This is a genomic window from Luteimicrobium album (genome assembly GCF_030161555.1).
In the GTDB taxonomy this organism is placed as follows: domain Bacteria; phylum Actinomycetota; class Actinomycetes; order Actinomycetales; family Cellulomonadaceae; genus Luteimicrobium; species Luteimicrobium album.
Genome location: NZ_BSUK01000001.1, coordinates 977,497 through 994,325, shown reverse-complemented (window position 1 = coordinate 994,325; position 16,829 = coordinate 977,497). Strand labels below are relative to the sequence as shown.

Sequence of the window (16,829 nt, the reverse complement as noted above, 5' to 3'; positions counted from 1 at the left end):
CGCCGCGCTCCTAGGCTGGCGGGATGGCGACGCCCGCTGCGGCCGCGCCCGAGGGCCGTCAGCCCCGGGCGCGCGTCAGCGTCCCCTCCGTGCCCGCCGCCGTCGTCGGGCGCCCCCGCGTGGACGCGCTCCTTGCGGACCTCGTCGCGGCGCACCCGCTGACGCTCGTCGTCGCCCCCGCCGGGTCCGGCAAGACGACCGCGCTCGCGGCGTGGGCGGCGGGCAGCACGGTGCCGGTCGCGTGGCTCTCGGTCGACCGCTTCGACGACGACCCCGCGCGCCTGCACCGCGCGCTTCTCGAGGCGCTCCGCATCGCCGTCGGGTCGGTGTCCGCTCTCGACGGACTCGCGACGCCCGCGCTCGGCCAGAGCCTCGCGGACGAGCACGTCGCGGCGCTCGTCGACGCGCTGGGCGGGCTCGGCACCGATCTCGTCCTCGTGCTCGACGACGTCCACGAGCTCGGCGGGAAGGGCTCCGTCGGGCTGGTGCGGGCGGTCGTCGAGGACGTGCCGCCGAACGTCCGCCTGGTCCTCGCGAGCCGGTCCGACCCGGCGCTGCCGCTGCGGCGGCTGCGGGGCGACGGCCTGCTCGGCGAGCTGCGCCAGGACGCGCTCGCGTTCGACCGCAGCGAGGTCGCGGCGCTCGCGGCCACCGAGCCCACTCCTCTCACCGACCCGGACGTGGACCGCCTCCGCGAGCTCACCGCCGGGTGGCCGGTGGCCCTGCGCCTCACCCTCACCGCGCTGCGCGGCGCCGCGGACCACGGTGCGCCGCCGTCCTCGACGCTCGGCGCGATGGAGCGCCCGGACGTCCCGCTCGCCGACTACCTCGTCGAGGAGGTGCTGCGCGGCCTGCCCGACGAGCTCGCGTCGTTCGTGCTCCGGGCCACGTGCTCCGAGACCGCTGACGCGGCGACCGCCACGCTCGTCGGGGGCCCCGACGGGCCCCGGATGCTCGAGGAGTGCCGGCGCCGCGCGCTGTTCCTCACGACCGTCGGCGACCGCGACGACGACGTCGTGCTGCGCTGGCACGCCCTGTTCGCAGCCCAGTGCCAGGCGATCCTGCGCCGCACCGATCCCGAGGCGTACAGAGCGACGCACCGGACGCTCGCGCCCGCGCGCGCGAGGCCACGGACCTCGCGGCGGCCGTCGCGCACGCGAGCGCCGCCGAGGACGGCGGGCTCGCGGCGCGGATCCTGAGCGACCGGTGGGCGGACCGGGTGGTCGCGGGCGAGCACGAGACCGTGCGCGCGCTCCTCGGCCTCGTGCCGTCTCCGTGGCGCGACGGGCCCGAGCTCACGGTCGTCGACGCGGCGGTCTCCGCCGTCAAGGGCCGGCCCGACCTCGCGTCCGACCAGCTCGCCCACGCCCGCCGCACCCTCGGCGAGCTGCCCGACGACCGCCGCACCGCCGTCGGGACCACGGCGACGCTCGTCGAGCTGTTCCTCGCGTCGCGCGCGGGACTCACGGACGCGGTGAACCGGGGGCGGTCGATCCTCGAGGACGAGGCGGTCCTCGCGCCGTCGGCGGCGGCGCTCGCCGCGTACCTCGTGGGACGCGCCGAGGCGTACAGCGAGTACGACGACACGCGCTCGCTCGCGCACCTGCGGCGCGGCGCCGCCCTGGCCGCGGAGCAGGGGCTCACCGCCCTCGAGCTCGCGTGCCTGGCGGAGAGCACCCTGCCGCTCGTCGGGACGGGCGACCTCCACGGCGCGTGGGCGCTCGCCGAGGAGGTCGAGGCCCGCGTGGCGGCAGCCGGGTGGCACTCGCCGGAGCTGCTCGCGAGCCCGCAGGTCGTGCGCGGCTTCGTCAGCTACATGCGCGACCGCCTCGAGGACGCGTGCGGCTATCTCGAGGACGGACTGGCGGCACTGCCGCCGAGCGCGGCTGTCGCGCGGTCGCGGGCCGGCGCGGCGCTCATGGCGGCGTACGTCGGGCTCGGCGACCGGGGCGGCCTGCTGCGGGCCCGCGCGATCGTGCTCGCGCCCGACGCGGCGTCGTCCGCGGCCATCGTCGACTGCGCGGGCGTGATCGAGGCGCTCGACCAGGCGCTCGGGGGCCGCGCGAGGTTCGGGGCCGAGGCGCTCGACCGGCTGCCCGCCGGTCCTCGGCTCGCCGTCGGCCACGTCTGGGCGGCGGAGGTCTACCGGCGCGCCGACCGGCGCGACGACGCGTGGCGGTCGCTCGCGCAGGTCGACGAGTCCAAGCGCGGGGCGCAGCTCTCGGTGAACTGGGAGCTCACCGCGGCGATGCTGGCCTGGGGGCAGGGCGACACCGAGGCGGCCCACGGCCACCTCGCCCGGGCGCTCGACCACGCCGCCGACCGCGGGATCCGTCGGCCGTTCGCCGAACGGGACGACGTCGGCCCGCTGCTCCGCGACCACCTCGCCCGCGGCACCCGGCACGCCGCGCTCGTGGGCGAGCTGCTTGCCGCGGGGGACCGTCCCCGGGCCCCTCGGCAGCCCGTCGTCGCGAAGGAGCTCTCGGCGCGCGAGCTCGACGTGCTGCGCGAGCTGCGCGCCAGCCGGTCCACCGCCGAGATCGCGGCCGCGCTGTACCTGTCCGTCAACACCGTCAAGACGCACACCCGCTCGATCTACCGCAAGCTCGGGGTGCGCGGACGACGCGAGGCGCTCCAGGCGGCGCTCGCAGCGGGGCTGCTCGAGTAACCCTCATCCGTTGAGGATGATTTGGCGTCCCAGGAGGCGACGGGTGCGCGGCGCGCTGCGATGCTGCCGGTATGCCCACGACACCCAAGCCGGCCGCTCCCGCGATCGTCCAGCAGCAGGCGGCGCTCCGCGAGCGGCTGCCGTTCTCCGACACCCAGGACTTCGAGGACGCGCAACGGGGTCTGATCGCCCCGCTCGCCGGCCCCACGACGGCCGACGACGGCCGGGTCGTCTGGGACAACGGCACCTACGACTTCCTCGAGGGCGACGCCCCCGACACCGTGAACCCGAGCCTGTGGCGCCAGTCGCAGCTCGTGGCGACGTCGGGGCTCTTCGAGGTCACCGACGGCATCTACCAGGTGCGCGGCCAGGACCTGTCGAACATCAGCTTCGTCGAGGGTGACACCGGCGTCATCGTCATCGACCCGCTCATCTCGGCCGAGACCGCGGCCGCGGCGCTCGCGCTCTACCGCGACCACCGCGGGGACCGGCCCGTCGTGGCGGTGATCTACACGCACTGCCACGTCGACCACTTCGGCGGCGTGAAGGGCGTGACCAGCCAGGAGGACGTCGACGCGGGCACGGTCCGGATCGTCGCGCCCGAAGGCTTCCTCGAGCCCGCGATCGCCGAGAACGTGTACGCGGGGACGGCCATGGCCCGACGCGCGGGCTACATGTACGGGGCGGCCCTGGCCCGCAACGCTCAGGGCGGCGTGGGCGCAGGCCTCGGCCAGACGACCTCGACCGGCACCGTGACGCTCATCGAGCCCACCGAGCACGTCGCGAAGACGGGCGACGAGCTGACGATCGACGGCGTCCGGGTCGTGTTCCAGCTGGCGCCCGGCACGGAGGCCCCGGCCGAGATGCTGTTCTACTTCCCCGACCGCAAGGCGCTGTGTGCGGCCGAGGACGCCACGCACACGCTCCACAACCTCCTGACCCTGCGTGGCGCCGTCGTGCGCGACCCGCACGTGTGGTCGAAGTACCTCACGGAGACGATCGACCTGTGGGGCGGTGACGTCGAGGTGATCTTCGCGTCGCACCACTGGCCCGCCTGGGGCAACGAGCGCGTCGTCGAGTTCCTCGGCCTGCAGCGCGACCTCTACGCGTACCTGCACGACCAGACGCTCCGCATGCTCAACCAGGGCCTCGTCGGCCCGGAGATCGCCGAGACCATCCAGCTCCCGCCGGCGCTCGAGAACGCGTGGCACACGCGCGGCTACTACGGGTCGGTCAGCCACAACGTCAAGGCGATCTACCAGCGGTACCTGGGCTGGTTCGACGGGAACCCCGCGCACCTGTGGGAGCACCCGCCCGTCGAGAAGGCCAAGCGGTACGTGGACTTCATGGGCGGCGCGGACGCCGTCGTCGAGAAGGCGCGGCCCGCGTTCGAGTCGGGCGACTACCGCTGGGTCGCGGAGGTGCTGAACCACGTGGTCTTCGCGCAACCCGACCACCCGGGGGCGCGCGAGCTGCTCGCCGACACGTACGAGCAGCTCGGGTACGGGTCGGAGAACGGGACGTGGCGTGACTTCTTCCTGTCGGGTACGACCGAGCTGCGGGACGGCGCGTTCGGCACGCCGACCGTCGCGGCCGCGCCTGACATCGTCGGTGCCCTCACGCCGGCGATGCTCTTCGACGCGCTCGCGATCCAGATCGACGGGCCGCGCGCCTGGGACTCGGCGTTCACGATCGACGTCGTGCTCACCGACGTGGACGAGCGGTATCGCCTGCGCCTCGCCAACGGTGCGCTCACCTACAGCGGGGCACCGCAGCGCGGAGACGCCGACGTGACGATCACGACGACGAAGCGGGCTCTCCCCGCGGTCGCGCTGGGTGGAGGGCTCACGCCCGAGAAGCTCGCAGCGTCGGGCACGGAGATCACCGGGGACGCGTCCGTGCTGCACACGCTCGCGGGGCTCCTGTCGCCGGGGGACCCGGACTTCGCGATCGTCACGCCGGACTGATCGGACGTCCAGGTGCTAGGGCCTGTTTCGGAATGGGTTAGCGCCGGCGGATCCAGGTGAGGATGTCTTCGGCGATGGTGTGGGGGTCGGCGGCGGTGGTGATGTCGTGGGCGCCGGCGGCGGGATCGAAGCGGTCGAGCTCGAAGCCGCCGAATGCGCTGATCTTCTTGGAGACGGCGTAGGACCACTCGAGGTCGTCGTCACGTGGGAAGACGATGAAGAACGTGTTGGTGTCGGTGTCGAGCTCGTTGACGAGGTCGATCAGGTCGCCCCGGTCGGGCTGATCAACGTCGTCGCGTCCTTCGGGGGCGGCGTAGTACTCCACGCCCGCAAGGATGCCAGCGCTCAGGCGGCCCGGACGATCGCGGCCACCCAGTCGTCGATCGCGGCAACGGTCACGGTGGTCTCGTAGCGGACCTGGAGCTTGTCGAACCGGGTGGCCACCGCCCGCCACCGCTTGAGGCGGTTGAACATGCACTCGACCGCGGACCGCAGCTTGTAGTCGGTGAAGTCGACCTTCGGCGGTCGCCCACCGGCCGAGCCCTTCTTCTTGCGGTTGGCCTGCTGATCGACCTTCTCCGGGATCGTCGCGGCGATCCCACGGGCACGCAGCAGGGCCCGGTTGGTGGCCGAGGTGTACGCCCGGTCGGCGCGGACTCGGTCCGGGCGGGTGCGCGGGCGACCGACCCCACCGGGACGGGCCACCTTGACGGTGGCGAGCACGGGCGCGAACTGCGGGCTGTCGCCGCGGTGCCCGGCCGTGACGACCATGCCCATCAGCTTCTGCCCCTGCTCGGCGGCCGCGTGCACCTTCGTGGTCCACCCGCCCCGGGAACGCCCCAGCCCGTGGTCGACCGGCTCGGCGCCCGGCGGCTCGGTCTGCGCCTGCGGGTCACGGCGAGCACCGGCGGCGTGCTGGTGAGCGCGAGCGATCGTGGAGTCGATGTTCAGGTCCCACCCGATCAGCCCGGCCCCGTCGCTGATCGTGCGCAACCGGTCGATCACCTGCCCCCAGGTCCCGTCGCGCTGCCAGTCCCGGAACCGGCGATAGCAGCTACCCCACGGCCCGTACCGGTCGCCAGGAACGTCCCGCCACGGGCACCCCGTGCGGACCCGGAACCGGATCCCGTCGATCTGCCGACGCAAGAACCGCGCCTTGCGTCCACGCGCCCTGACCGGCAGCAACGGCGCCAGCACCGCCCACGCCTCATCGCTCAGATCATGCCGCCCCGGCCCATCGCCCACGACCTCAATCATGACGAAACCGCAGGTCACATCACAATTCCGAAACAGGCCCTAGGGCTGGGAAGAGCACGCCACCGGGCCGGGATCGAGGATCGCGCCGCCGATCCGCAGAGCCTGGTCCGTGAGCGCGTCGAGCGGCGGAGCGGTCGCGTCGGGGTTCTCGTCGTCCGTCTCCCAGCAGGCGAAGACCTGGTTGATGGACCGGACGGCGGTCGCGGTCGCGAGCGTCGGCTCGGCGACCCCGTTGGCGCGCGCCCCGTCGGCGAGGCGCCCGAAGATCTCGCGGGAGGCGTCGAGAGGGAGCCGGCTCGCCCCGGAGGCGGCGCGGTCGTCGTCGATGCGACGGAAGAACACGTACGGGCCGTCCGCGGCGAGCGCGACCTGGACCCGGGCCCACGCGCTCGGCCGGAGCCGTTGGAGGTTCTCGCGCGCGGTCGTCACGAACAACGCGAGCAGAGCGTGGACGTCGTGGCCGCGGCCGGCCTCGTCGAGGCGCTCGAGCCCGTGGCGCCGCGCCGCGTCGAGCGGAGCCGCGCGCCAGCCGTACATCGCCCGGACGAGCGCCTCGAGCGAGCCGAAGTGGTAGCGGACGGCGGCGTGGTTGCGGTGGTCGGCCTCGCGGGTCACCTCGGCGATGGTCGTGCCGCCGAGGCCACGACGTGCCACGACGCGCTCGCAGGCCTCCATGAGGCGCACTTGAGCAGGCGTGGTCGGGACGCGGCTGTCCGGCGTGGGCACGATCCGCATCGTACGGGTGATCCACACCGTTCGATACCGGTATCGACGAGTCGTCTCATCCGGGTGAATCATCTGCTATCTGTCGCGCGGGCGAAGCGTCGATGGCAAGGTGACCGCGGGGGTAAGTGTCGACCCTTAGCGGGGGCGTCGGCGCGAAGGCCGGTGGTTGCCGGCGGACGTGAGGTGGGACGAGAGGTGAGCTCGTGACGGCGGAACACGGACGGCATCGGGGCGCGCGGCGCTCCGGCGGTTGGCGAGGCATCGGTCGACGGCTGCACCGGTCGAGGATCGCCGCCGTGCTGGGCGCCTTCGCGCTCGTCGTGACGATGGGCGTGGGCGGAGCCCTGCCGGCCCAGGCGGCCGACACGGCGTCGCTCTCGATCACCAAGACTGCGACCGAGACCGACCTGGTTCCCGGGCAGGAGTTCCAGTACCGGATCACCTTCCAGTGCACCGCGGGTCAGGTGGACGGCTGTGTCAACGCCGTCCTGACCGACCCGCTGCCCGACGGGATCGAGATCGTGCCCGGCGCCCAACCGACGACCACCGCCCCGAACTCCGAGATCACGGTCGACGGCAACACGGTCAAGGTCGAGTTCCACCAGGACCTGGGCGGTGGCCAGGAAGGGCTCCAGCCGGGCGTCCAGTACACGCTGACCATCCCGGTGCGGGTCTCGCCCGACTATTCGGCCGACCAGAGCGGCCGGCCGATCGACAACACGGCGACCGTCGGTGCCGACAACGCCTCCGACAAGAGCGCGACGGCCACGGTGACCCCGACCGTCGAGGAGCAGATCGGGTCCTCGACCACCAAGTCCGTCTCACCCGAGCGCGCCCCTGCGGAGGAGGGAACGGCCGCGACGTTCACCATCACGGGCAAGAACACGTCGAACATCGGGGCCGACTCGATGGTCGTGAGCGACCCGGCCGACGCTGCTCCGCCGGCGGCACCTTCCTCGAACCCGTTCGAGCACCTCCCGCTCACGGGCGCGCCGACGGTCACGCTGCCGAAGAACGCCGACACCGTCACGGTCACGGCGTACTGCAACGGGGCATGGTCCACGTCCGAGCCGGCGGCCACCCCGCAGCTGCCGCCGGGTTGCACGGGCGGCTGGTCCGACGTCGCAGGCATCTCGTTCGCGTTCGACGCGCCCGACGGGCGGACGATCCTCGCGGGTGCTTCGGCGACGATCCAGCTTCCTGTCGAGCAGAGCGGGACCGGTGATCTCACCGACGAGACGGCCTACACGAACACCGCAGGCACCGTCGTGACCGCGGGCGACCAGACGGCCGACTCGCAGGACGACGCCACCTACACGGTCGTCCCCGTCCGGATCGAGGCCGGCGCGAGCAAGTCGTGGGATCCCAAGGAGATCGCGTCCGGCGACACGAGCACCGCCACGCTCGGCGCGACGAACACCTCGACCGTGCCGGTCGACACGTTGACGATCACCGAGCCCGAGAGCGGCTCCTTCCCCGATGGGTTCACGTTCACGGGTCTGGGCTCCGACGGCGGCGGCTCGCAGGGCATCGTCTGGCCGACCGGAGCGACGTCCGCGGAGATCACCTATCAGGGCTGCGCCGGTGGTCCGCTCACGACCACCGAGAAGGACACGCTTCCGGCGCCGCCCGACGGGTGCACGCCGACGGGCTTCACGGTCACCTTCCACGGTGAGATCGTCGCGGGCGCCGAGGCGACCGCGCCGTTCCAGGTGCAGGCCGACGAGGACGGCACCGAGCAGCAGACCTTCCCGAACGAGATCGGCGTCGTGACCGGACGCGGCGACCAGACGTCGCCCGAGGCAACCGCGAACGACACACTCACGAAGTACGAGGACCGGCTGAGCACGAGCGTCACGAAGCGCATCACGCCGGGCGAGATCCCTGCGGTTCCCGGCCAGGACGCCACGATCCAGCTCTCGGGCAAGGTCGACGAGTTCCCCGCGTCCACGACGAACGCCCAGCAGATCGTCGTCTCCGACCCTTCGGGCGACCCGAACGACTCCGAGTTCTACGACGTGTTCGACGCCACGGGCGTGGTCGCAGTGCCGATCCCCGACAACGCGACTCTGACCGTCAACTACTGGAACGGCAGCGCGTGGGTCCCCGTTCCCGGGATGACCGACCTCCCGTCGAGCGCGAGCCCGTACTCGGCGAACTTCCCGGACGGCGTCGACGCTCACGGCGTCCAGTTCGTCTACAACTCCACGGACGAGGACGGCTTCCCCCGGGCACCGAGGTCAACCCGAACGTCCGGGTCGAGCTCAACGACACCGTCGAGAACGTCGACCAGACCGTGGAGAACTGCGCCGGGTCGGGTGTCTCGGCGGGTGACATCTCAGCGACTGCCGATCCCGCGGGTTGCGACACGATCGACCTCAACCACGTCGACCCAGGCGAGGGCGATCTGATCGACAAGGCGTGGGACGAGCCTGGGGCTGTCCAGGAGCGCAGCCAGGATCAGATCGGCGCGACGCTGACCTGGTCGACCGGCGGCTTCTCCAACGTCGACCACGAGGTCGTCCAGGACGTCTCGAACCCCGCTGCCGACGTCGCGACGTCGGTCTACGACGCGTTCGACCTCGTCAAGATCGATCCCATCACGGCCGCCCAGGACCCGCTGCTCAAGTGGGACCAGGTCACCAAGGTCGAGCTCTACATCGATGGCGCCTGGGCCGAGGCGACGAACGACCCGTGCCCGTCCGCGTGCGACGGGACCTTCCCCGGCTACACGCTCACGGCCGGCGAGAAGGCCGATGCCACGTCTTTCCGGCTGACCTACGTCGAGAGCCCGACACGCGCCGCGAAGAACCCCGGGGTAGGGGACCCGGCCGTGGGCTCGGGCGTCGCCAGGTCGACGCAGGGCACGCACCGGACGATCCACCCCGTGTTCCAGGTCCGTGACACCAAGCGCTCCGACCCGACGGTGCCCGTGCTGAGCGAGGTCGACTTCAACCTCGAGGACCCGGGCGCCGTGAACAACACCGTGCGTGCCGACGCCTACACGCCGACGCAGACCTACTTCGACACGGACTCCGACGCGGTGAGCATCACCGAGTCGAACCTTGCGACGACGCTCGACAAGACGTGGACCGGTGGCCCGGTGGGCCTGCCGGACGACGGTGTGGCACCGGCCGACTACCCGACCACGCGCGTGTCGCTCAAGGCGACCAACACCTCGCCGCAGAAGGTCGACCGGCTGACGATCGACGACCATGCCGCGAGCTCGGCGCCGGGTGCGGCGACGCCGTTCGACTCGTTCGCGTTCCACGGCTTCGTGACGATCCCCGACCCGGCGCCGATCGGTGCGACCGGCGTCACGATCACCCTCACGCGCCAGGGTGGCGGCACCAACACGTACACCCGCGCCGAGGCGCAGGCGCTCGACCCCGCGACCCTCACCGACGTCACCGGGTTCACCGTCGTGTACACGGGGCGGATCAACAAGGGGGCGGTCGCGAACGTCACGTTCGACGCGCAGCTGCGGAAGACGACCCTCACGACCGGCGCGCCCGTCACGACCGGCACCTACACGGACTACGCGACGGACACCGTCGAGGATCTGGTCGACTTCCCGGGCTACGAGAAAAACCCGGTCACCGACAGCGACACGGCGACCATCCAGGTCGTCGACCAGGGGATCGGGGTCGTGACGACGAAGTCGTTCGACCCGGCGAGCCAGAACGAGGGCGACAACAGCCCTGTCACCGTCACGTTGTCCGGGAAGCCCACCGGCACCTCGCGCACGGTGCAGATGGTGATCGAGGACGTGTCCCCGACGTTCTGGAACCAGTACGACCTGTCGTCGCTGACGGAGCCGGACTTCACCCATCCGATCGACCGTGTCCAGGTCGACGCCTTCACCGGCGCGACGTTCACCACGGACGGCGACGGCAACCTGGTGGCGACCGGCGGTTCCTGGACGACCGGCTCGCCATCGGCGACGGCGGCTCTTCCGGACGGGGTGAACGCCGCGGACGTGCAGGGACTCCGGTTCACCTTCACGCGCGCGGACGAAGCTGCCTGGGAGAACCCCGCCAGCCCCAACCAGCCCGTGAAGTTCCAGGTCGTGCGGCGGGCCGAGCTGCGCTCGGGCGGACCGCTCGAGACGGACCAGGCCGACCATCAGCCAGCGCCGTCGGAGACCAAGCCCGGCGTCGCGACGAACGACATCACGACGACGGTGACGAGCAACGACGTCGACAGCAACGGTCCGCTCACCGCGTCCGCAGACACGTCGGCGACGATCACGTACAAGCACCTCGCCAACGCGGTCTCGGTGAGCAAGTCGCCGAACGGCAACCTCGAGCAGCCGGGTGCGCCGTTCCCCTACACGCTCACGATCAAGAACTCCGGACTCGTCCCGATCGTCGATCCCGTCGTGACCGACCGGCTCCCCAGTGATCCGCAAGGCCCTCTGTTGGTCTTCGACCCGAACACCTCCGAGGACGACCGTTACACCTATGACCTGCAGGACCCGGTCGGTGACAACGACAGCCCGATGCCGACCGACTCGACGCAGGTGACGGTCGATGTCACGAACGACGCAGGCACGGGTGCCCCCACGTCGATCCGGTGGACGTTCCCCGCGGGGACGACGCTCGAGCCCGGCGAGACCTACACGATCACCTTCCCGATGCAGACTCGTGTCGGTCTGCCGTCTGACACGAAGTTCACGAACTCCTTCGGCGTGGTGGGCGACCGCCCGTGGGACGAGTGCGACGGCGAGCTCGACGCTGCCACCGGGGAGTGCCGGGCGTCGGCCACCAACAGCGTGCTCGAGGGCGGTGCTCTGGGCGTCCGCAAGGCCGTGAAGGCCGAGGGCTCCGACGAGCTGGGCGTGCTGACGGATCCGCTGACGACCGCGGACCCCGCGGACTGCAAGGCGGATGCGCAAGGCTACTACGCACGTCCTTGTGTCCCGATCGCCGTTCCCGGTGGGGCTGTCGACTGGCAGCTGCGCTACCAGAACACGGGCAACCTGCCGATCGACGAAGTCTCCTCGGTCGACCGGCTTCCCGCGCTCGGTGACCAGCTGGCGACTGCTCCGCTCGACCGTGGCAGCGAGTGGCGCCCGGTGCTCTCCGGCGAGAAGCCGACTCTGGCGAGCGGTGACGGCACGCTCACGGTCTACTTCACGGACGACGGCCCGGACGACTTCTGTGCGGACGGCGTGGGGACGTCGAATCCCCTCTCGTGCGGAAGCTGGACAGAATGGACGGACGCCGCTGCGCCGGATCCCGCCACCGCCACCGGTCTCCTGTTCGTGTTCGACCCGACGACACCGCTGCAACCGACCGACACGTTCTCGGTGAACGTCCCGATGAAGGCTCCGGCTCAGTCGCAGACGGTCGGCGAGGACAGGATCGCCTACAACACCGTCGGGGCGTCGGGCGAGGCTGTGCGGCCGAACGGCCAGACGCTGTGGACCCTCACGACCGAGCCTCCGCGCGTCGGCGTGGCACTCGCGACGGCACGCATCCAGGTCGTCAAGGAGGTCACGGGGCCGGCGGCGGACACCTACGCGCCGGGAACGTTCCGCGCGACGGTCGACTGTACGTCCGTCGGAGAGCCTGTGGACCTCGGCGACCAGGGAACCGTGACCCTCACACCGAACGAACCGCTCACGATCAGCGGTGTGCCGTATCACGCTGACTGCACCGTCTCCGAGGGTGACAACGGTCAGACGTCGTCGACGGTCAACCACGTGGTCGCGGAGCGAACGACGTCACCGGTCGTGCCCCTGGTGACTCTGACGAACGACTACCAGTTCGCGAGCCTCGACATCACGAAGTCCGTCGACTCGCCCGCCGTCGACCAGGACGGAACTCCGGTCGCGTACGGGCCCTTCCACGTGACCGTGGACTGCACGTTCCTGGGCGACCCCGTCTACGCGGACGGTTACTCGGCCGACAACCCCATGGAGGCGACGATCGCCGACGGCGACACCCTCCACCTCACGGGGCTCCCGGCGGGCGCGAGCTGCGACGTGACCGAGGACGACGCCCACGGCGCGGTCACCACGACGCACGACGTGACGCCGGCCGGCGGCGACGAGTCCACCACCGACGGCGACAGTGCCACGGTCGAGCTCGCCCCGACGACCGACGGCACCAACACCGACGTCGTCCACAACACGTTCGCCGACGGCTCCTCCGGATCGTCAAGCACGTCGAGGGCGACGCCGCCGACACCTACGGCGCCGGACCGTTCGTTGTCCACGTCGAGTGCACGCTCGACGACGAGTCCGGCACCCGCACCACCTGGTCCGGCGACGTGACGCTCGGCGGCGACGACCCGCTCACGCACACGATCGAGCATGTCGCCACGGGCTCGTCGTGCGTCGTCACCGAGACCGACGACGGCGGCGCGACCTCCACCTCGATCTCGCCCGACGAGCCGGTCGTCGTGGGCTCCGGCGAGGACGTCGCCGAGGTCACGGTCACCAACACGTTCGACCCCGGCGTGCTGCACCTGACCAAGGCCGTCACGGGCGACGCGGCGGACTTCGCGGCCGACTCGTTCACCGCGGACGTCACGTGCACCGCCGACGGCGAGACGCTCCCGGGCTTCCCCCAGACCGTGACCGTGACGCCCGGCGAGACGACGAGCGTCGACGCGCTCGTGGGCGCCGAGTGCCGGGTCGCCGAGACGGACACGCACAGCGCGACCGCGGTGACCTACGACCCGGCCGACGAGAGCGACGCGACGCAGTCCGGTGTCGTGACCGTCGGGCCCGCCGACGAGGACCCCGTGACGATCGGCATCACCAACGAGTACCGCGCGGGCGGGCTGCAGGTCGCCAAGCTCGTCGACGGGCCGGGCGCCCCCGAGGCGTCGGTTGGGCCGTTCGTGTTCGACGTGACGTGCTCGTTCGACGGGGACGACGCCGCGTACCAGGACACCGTGACCCTCGAGGGCGACGGCACGACGTCGGAGCTTGAGTCCGACGTGCTCGGCCCGCTGCCCGTCGGCGCAGTGTGCGTGGTCCGCGAGACGGACGACGGCGGGGCCGACTCGACCCCGCCCCCGTGACGGTGACGATCCCCGACGTCGACGACGAGGGCACGCCCCAGGTCGTCGTCGCGGGCTTCGTCAACCCGTTCTCCGCGGGCACGATCTCGCTGACCAAGAAGCTCACGGGCGAGGGAGTCACGGCGAGCGTCAAGAAGAAGACGTTCACCGTCCTGCTGACCTGCCAGTACGACGCGGGCGGTGACGAGCCGCTGACGCTGTTCTCGGAGCCGGTCGCGATCAAGGGCGGCGAGACGCTCACGGCCGAGGACGCCGACGGCAACCCCGTCAAGCTCCCGCTGGGCACCCGGTGCTTCGCGACCGAGACGGACGACGGCGGCGCCGACGCGTCGACCGTCGACCACGCGACAGCGACCGACGCCGCCGTGGTCGGGATCTCGGACGAGCTGCAGCCCCTCGAGATCACCGTGACCAACCGGTTCGACCCGGCTACACCGGGCAAGCCGGGCAAGCCGGGCAAGCCGGGGACTCCGGGCGGCTCGGGTGGGTCCGGTGGCTCGGGTGGGTCCGGTGGCTCCGGGCCCACGACTCCGACGCTCGCGGCGACGGGCACGTCGCCGGCGCAGCCCGCACTGGCGGTGCTCGCGCTGCTCAGCCTCGGCCTCGGGCTGGTGCTGCTGCGCCGTCGTCGGGAGGGCTGAGGCAACCGAAGGCGAGAGGGTCAGCGCGCCCCACGGCGCTGCGGCTCGCCGGGCGGGAACTCGCCCTCGTCGGAGTTGTCGTCGTGCGCGAAGAGCAGCTCGTGGAGGCGCACCTGCACGTCGTCGACGTGCGGGACGTCGTGCAGCACGAGGCCCGGCTTCTCGCTCGCGTCGGACACCACGAGCGTCCCGCAGCCGAAGACCCGGTCGAGGATCCCCTGCTCGGAGGCGACGTCGTTGATCCGGTACAGCGGGATGTCGCGGCCCGTGCGCGTCACGATGCCCGCCCGCACGAGGATCCGTTTGGTCGTGACGACGTAGCGCGTCGTCAGCCAGCGCGTCCAGCGCGGGAGCACCACGAGGCAGGCCAGCAGGAACGCGACGACGGCCACGACCTCGACGGCGATCGCCGGCGCGCCCAGAGCGGCCGTGACCGCGACCGCCGCGACGAGGACGACCAGCAGGACGATCGGCCAGAACAGCGCCTTGAGGTGCGTGCGCAGCTCCAGGACGACGTCCTCGCCCTCGGTCAGGTGTGAATCGCGTAGCGCCATGCGGAGCATCGTGCCAGACGCGCGGGCGTCAGGACGACGGCGGAGGGGCCGGGCGCCCCACCCGCCTCGCCCGGGCGTCGAGCCAGGCGGCGTGCGTCGACCCGAGCACCACGTCCGTCGCGGGGTACAGCCGCACGTTGGCGAGGTGCTCGGCGAGCACGCGGGACTCCCAGACGTGCAGGACCTCGGGTGAGAGCCCGGACAGGTACAGGCGGTTGCCGCCGGCGTCGAGGGTGTCGGAGTACTGGGCGATGACGAGGAAGAACGTCGCGCCGAGCGTCGTCCGGCCTCGCAGCCGCAGGACCACCGCGGCGTCCGCCGCGCCGGCGGGGTCGGGGAGCTGGCGTTGCAGGGTCCGGGCGCCGGCGTAGAACAGCGAGCCGTAGACGTCGAGGACGACGACGTCGTGGTCGTGGAGCGTGCGCGGAGCGGGGCGCTCGACCGGTCCGCTGCCGTCGGTGTGCGGCACGAGGCGGACGACGCGCAGGTCCACGGCCTCGCGGTTGAGCTGGAGGAGGAGCGAGACGACGACGCCGACCCCGACGGCCGCCGCGACGGGCAGGAGCAGCGTCGCCACGAACGTCACGACGAGCGCGATCGCGGGGGTGCTGCCCGCGTGGATCATCGTGCGGACCTGGCGGGGGCGCAGCGACGAGACGGCCGCGTAGATCAGGACGGCCGCGAGCGTGGGCATGGCGACCTTCCCCACGAGCCCGGACAGCCCCACGAGGATGAGCAGCGCCCAGAGCCCCGAGAAGATCGCGGCCCACCGCGTCCGCGCACCGCTGGCCACGTTGAGCGCCGTCGAGCTGACGGACGCGCCGATCGCCATGCCGCCGAACGGCCCGGACAGGACGTTCGCCGTGCCCTGGGCGCCGAAGTCCGTGTTGGTCCGCGACGACGACCCGTCCGGGTTCGGCGCGGCCTCCGCGACGCCCGCACCCTGCACGAGCACGACGATCGTGACGGTGAGCGCCCCGACGACGACGTCGGGGCTGAGCGCGGACAGCGCCGGGATGCCGGGCAGCGGGAGGCCGGCGGGGATGTCCGCGGTGTCGTGGACCCGCGCGACGGCCGCGCCGGTGACGATGACCACGACGGTCGGGACGACGAGAGCGATCAGCGCCGCGAAGGGCGACAGCCGGGTGCGGCCCAGGAGGATCAGGAGCACGAGCGCCCCGACGCCCGCGGCGACCGACGGCCAGCTCCAGGTCCCGGGGTGCGCCACGACCTGCCAGCCCTTGGTGAGCGCGAGGTCGCCCTGCGGCGACGTCCCGGTGAGCTTGCCGAGCTGCCCCAGGACGATCGTCACGGCGACGCCCGTGAGGAAGCCGAGCATCACGGACTGCGAGACGAACCGGACGTACCGACCGAGGCGCAGCGCGCCCGCGGCGATCATGAACGCGCCCGCGAGGAGGGCCAGCCAGATCATCGCGTCGGACCGCCGGTCGTCCGGGACGCCGGCCAGCGCGGACCCGGCGGCGAGGGCCGCGGCGCTCGTCGTCGTGACGCGCATGAGGGTCGTCGAGCTCGTGAGACCGCCGCCGACCGGCCCCACCGTGTTCGCGTAGAGGCCGTGGACCGGGCTCACGCCCGCCAGCAGACCGCAGGCCATGCCGTCGGGGACCGAGCTGATCGCGCCGGTCAGCCCGGCGACGACGTCGTCGCGGAGGGCCGCGCGCCGCGGACGTGCCGAGCGCGCCCACCGGGCGAGGAGCGTCAGAGGACCGGGCGTCGCGCGCGCGTCCGCACCGCTCATCGCTCGTCGGTGCCGTCGTCCGCGGGGGCTGCTCGTCGTCGGCGATGCCGCCGTCGTCGTCGGCAGGGTCGTCCTCCGCCCGACGGCGCACGCGCTGCCAGCGATCCTTCGGTGCGGTCCGCTCGGGGTCGCGCAGCATCTCGGACTCGACGAGCTGGTGCCGCTTCCAGTACGTGTCCATGACCGCCTGGACGGTCGCGGCGACGGGCAGCGCGAGGAACG

12 protein-coding genes and 1 pseudogene are annotated in these 16,829 nt (G+C 72.2%); 8 read left to right on the top strand and 5 right to left on the bottom strand.

The window, feature by feature from the left end; genetic code table 11:
• Positions 1-23 precede the first annotated feature (23 nt).
• From QQK45_RS05020 to QQK45_RS05010, 3 genes are all read left to right on the top strand, one after another.
• The gene (locus QQK45_RS05020; protein ID WP_284292320.1) at positions 24-1,199 is read left to right on the top strand and encodes a winged helix-turn-helix domain-containing protein; all 1,176 of its coding nucleotides are present in this window, start codon (positions 24-26) and stop codon (positions 1,197-1,199) included.
• Positions 1,200-1,219: 20 nt separating this feature from the next.
• On the top strand, positions 1,220-2,668 hold the full coding sequence (locus QQK45_RS05015) for a helix-turn-helix domain-containing protein (protein WP_284292319.1): 1,449 nt from the start codon (positions 1,220-1,222) through the stop codon (positions 2,666-2,668).
• A gap of 71 nt (positions 2,669-2,739) precedes the next feature.
• Positions 2,740-4,635 (top strand): alkyl/aryl-sulfatase, encoded by a 1,896-nt coding sequence (locus QQK45_RS05010; protein WP_284292318.1) that lies wholly within the window; start codon positions 2,740-2,742, stop codon positions 4,633-4,635.
• Positions 4,636-4,672: 37 nt separating this feature from the next.
• Here the strand turns inward: QQK45_RS05010 and QQK45_RS05005 are convergent, their stop codons facing one another.
• From QQK45_RS05005 to QQK45_RS04995, 3 genes are read right to left on the bottom strand one after another with little or no spacing between them, the layout of a single operon-like run.
• Positions 4,673-4,960 (bottom strand): hypothetical protein, encoded by a 288-nt coding sequence (locus tag QQK45_RS05005; protein ID WP_284291717.1) that lies wholly within the window; start codon positions 4,958-4,960, stop codon positions 4,673-4,675.
• A 20-nt stretch (positions 4,961-4,980) separates the two neighbouring features.
• Complete coding sequence (locus tag QQK45_RS05000; RefSeq protein WP_284291714.1) at positions 4,981-5,892, bottom strand: IS5 family transposase; 912 nt, start codon at positions 5,890-5,892, stop codon at positions 4,981-4,983.
• 39 nt (positions 5,893-5,931) lie between these two features.
• Positions 5,932-6,618 (bottom strand): TetR/AcrR family transcriptional regulator, encoded by a 687-nt coding sequence (locus QQK45_RS04995; protein ID WP_284292317.1) that lies wholly within the window; start codon positions 6,616-6,618, stop codon positions 5,932-5,934.
• A gap of 296 nt (positions 6,619-6,914) precedes the next feature.
• Between QQK45_RS04995 and QQK45_RS04990 the strand changes: the two genes are divergently transcribed.
• From QQK45_RS04990 to QQK45_RS04970, 5 genes and pseudogenes are all read left to right on the top strand, one after another.
• Positions 6,915-9,029 (top strand): isopeptide-forming domain-containing fimbrial protein, encoded by a 2,115-nt coding sequence (locus tag QQK45_RS04990; protein WP_284292316.1) that lies wholly within the window; start codon positions 6,915-6,917, stop codon positions 9,027-9,029.
• Between the two features lie 1,343 nt (positions 9,030-10,372).
• Positions 10,373-12,898 (top strand): DUF5979 domain-containing protein, encoded by a 2,526-nt coding sequence (locus tag QQK45_RS04985; protein ID WP_284294953.1) that lies wholly within the window; start codon positions 10,373-10,375, stop codon positions 12,896-12,898.
• Positions 12,832-13,017 (top strand): annotated as a pseudogene (locus QQK45_RS04980) (DUF5979 domain-containing protein); the annotation flags it as partial. The gene QQK45_RS04985 and the pseudogene QQK45_RS04980, both read left to right, overlap by 67 nt.
• Before the next feature lie 9 nt (positions 13,018-13,026).
• Positions 13,027-13,653 (top strand): DUF5979 domain-containing protein, encoded by a 627-nt coding sequence (locus QQK45_RS04975; protein WP_348525332.1) that lies wholly within the window; start codon positions 13,027-13,029, stop codon positions 13,651-13,653.
• Entirely contained in the window at positions 13,650-14,294 is a 645-nt protein-coding gene (locus QQK45_RS04970; RefSeq protein ID WP_284292315.1) for a DUF5979 domain-containing protein, read from the top strand. The genes QQK45_RS04975 and QQK45_RS04970 overlap by 4 nt, the downstream gene beginning before the upstream one ends.
• A gap of 20 nt (positions 14,295-14,314) precedes the next feature.
• Here QQK45_RS04970 and QQK45_RS04965 read toward each other — a convergent pair whose 3' ends face one another.
• Positions 14,315-14,848: a PH domain-containing protein gene (locus QQK45_RS04965; RefSeq protein ID WP_284292314.1), complete on the bottom strand. Its 534-nt coding sequence runs from the start codon at positions 14,846-14,848 to the stop codon at positions 14,315-14,317.
• 28 nt (positions 14,849-14,876) lie between these two features.
• The gene (locus QQK45_RS04960; RefSeq protein WP_284292313.1) at positions 14,877-16,607 is read right to left on the bottom strand and encodes a SulP family inorganic anion transporter; all 1,731 of its coding nucleotides are present in this window, start codon (positions 16,605-16,607) and stop codon (positions 14,877-14,879) included.
• Positions 16,608-16,829: the final 222 nt, after the last annotated feature.

Coding starts and splice junctions, on each gene's coding strand:
- QQK45_RS04960 (WP_284292313.1), bottom strand. CDS start 16,607: ATGAGCGGTGCGGACGCGCGCGCGACGCCCGGTCCTCTGACGCTCCTC.
- QQK45_RS04965 (WP_284292314.1), bottom strand. CDS start 14,848: ATGGCGCTACGCGATTCACACCTGACCGAGGGCGAGGACGTCGTCCTG.
- QQK45_RS05020 (WP_284292320.1), top strand. CDS start 24: ATGGCGACGCCCGCTGCGGCCGCGCCCGAGGGCCGTCAGCCCCGGGCG.
- QQK45_RS05010 (WP_284292318.1), top strand. CDS start 2,740: ATGCCCACGACACCCAAGCCGGCCGCTCCCGCGATCGTCCAGCAGCAG.
- QQK45_RS05000 (WP_284291714.1), bottom strand. CDS start 5,892: ATGATTGAGGTCGTGGGCGATGGGCCGGGGCGGCATGATCTGAGCGAT.
- QQK45_RS04985 (WP_284294953.1), top strand. CDS start 10,373: ATGGTGATCGAGGACGTGTCCCCGACGTTCTGGAACCAGTACGACCTG.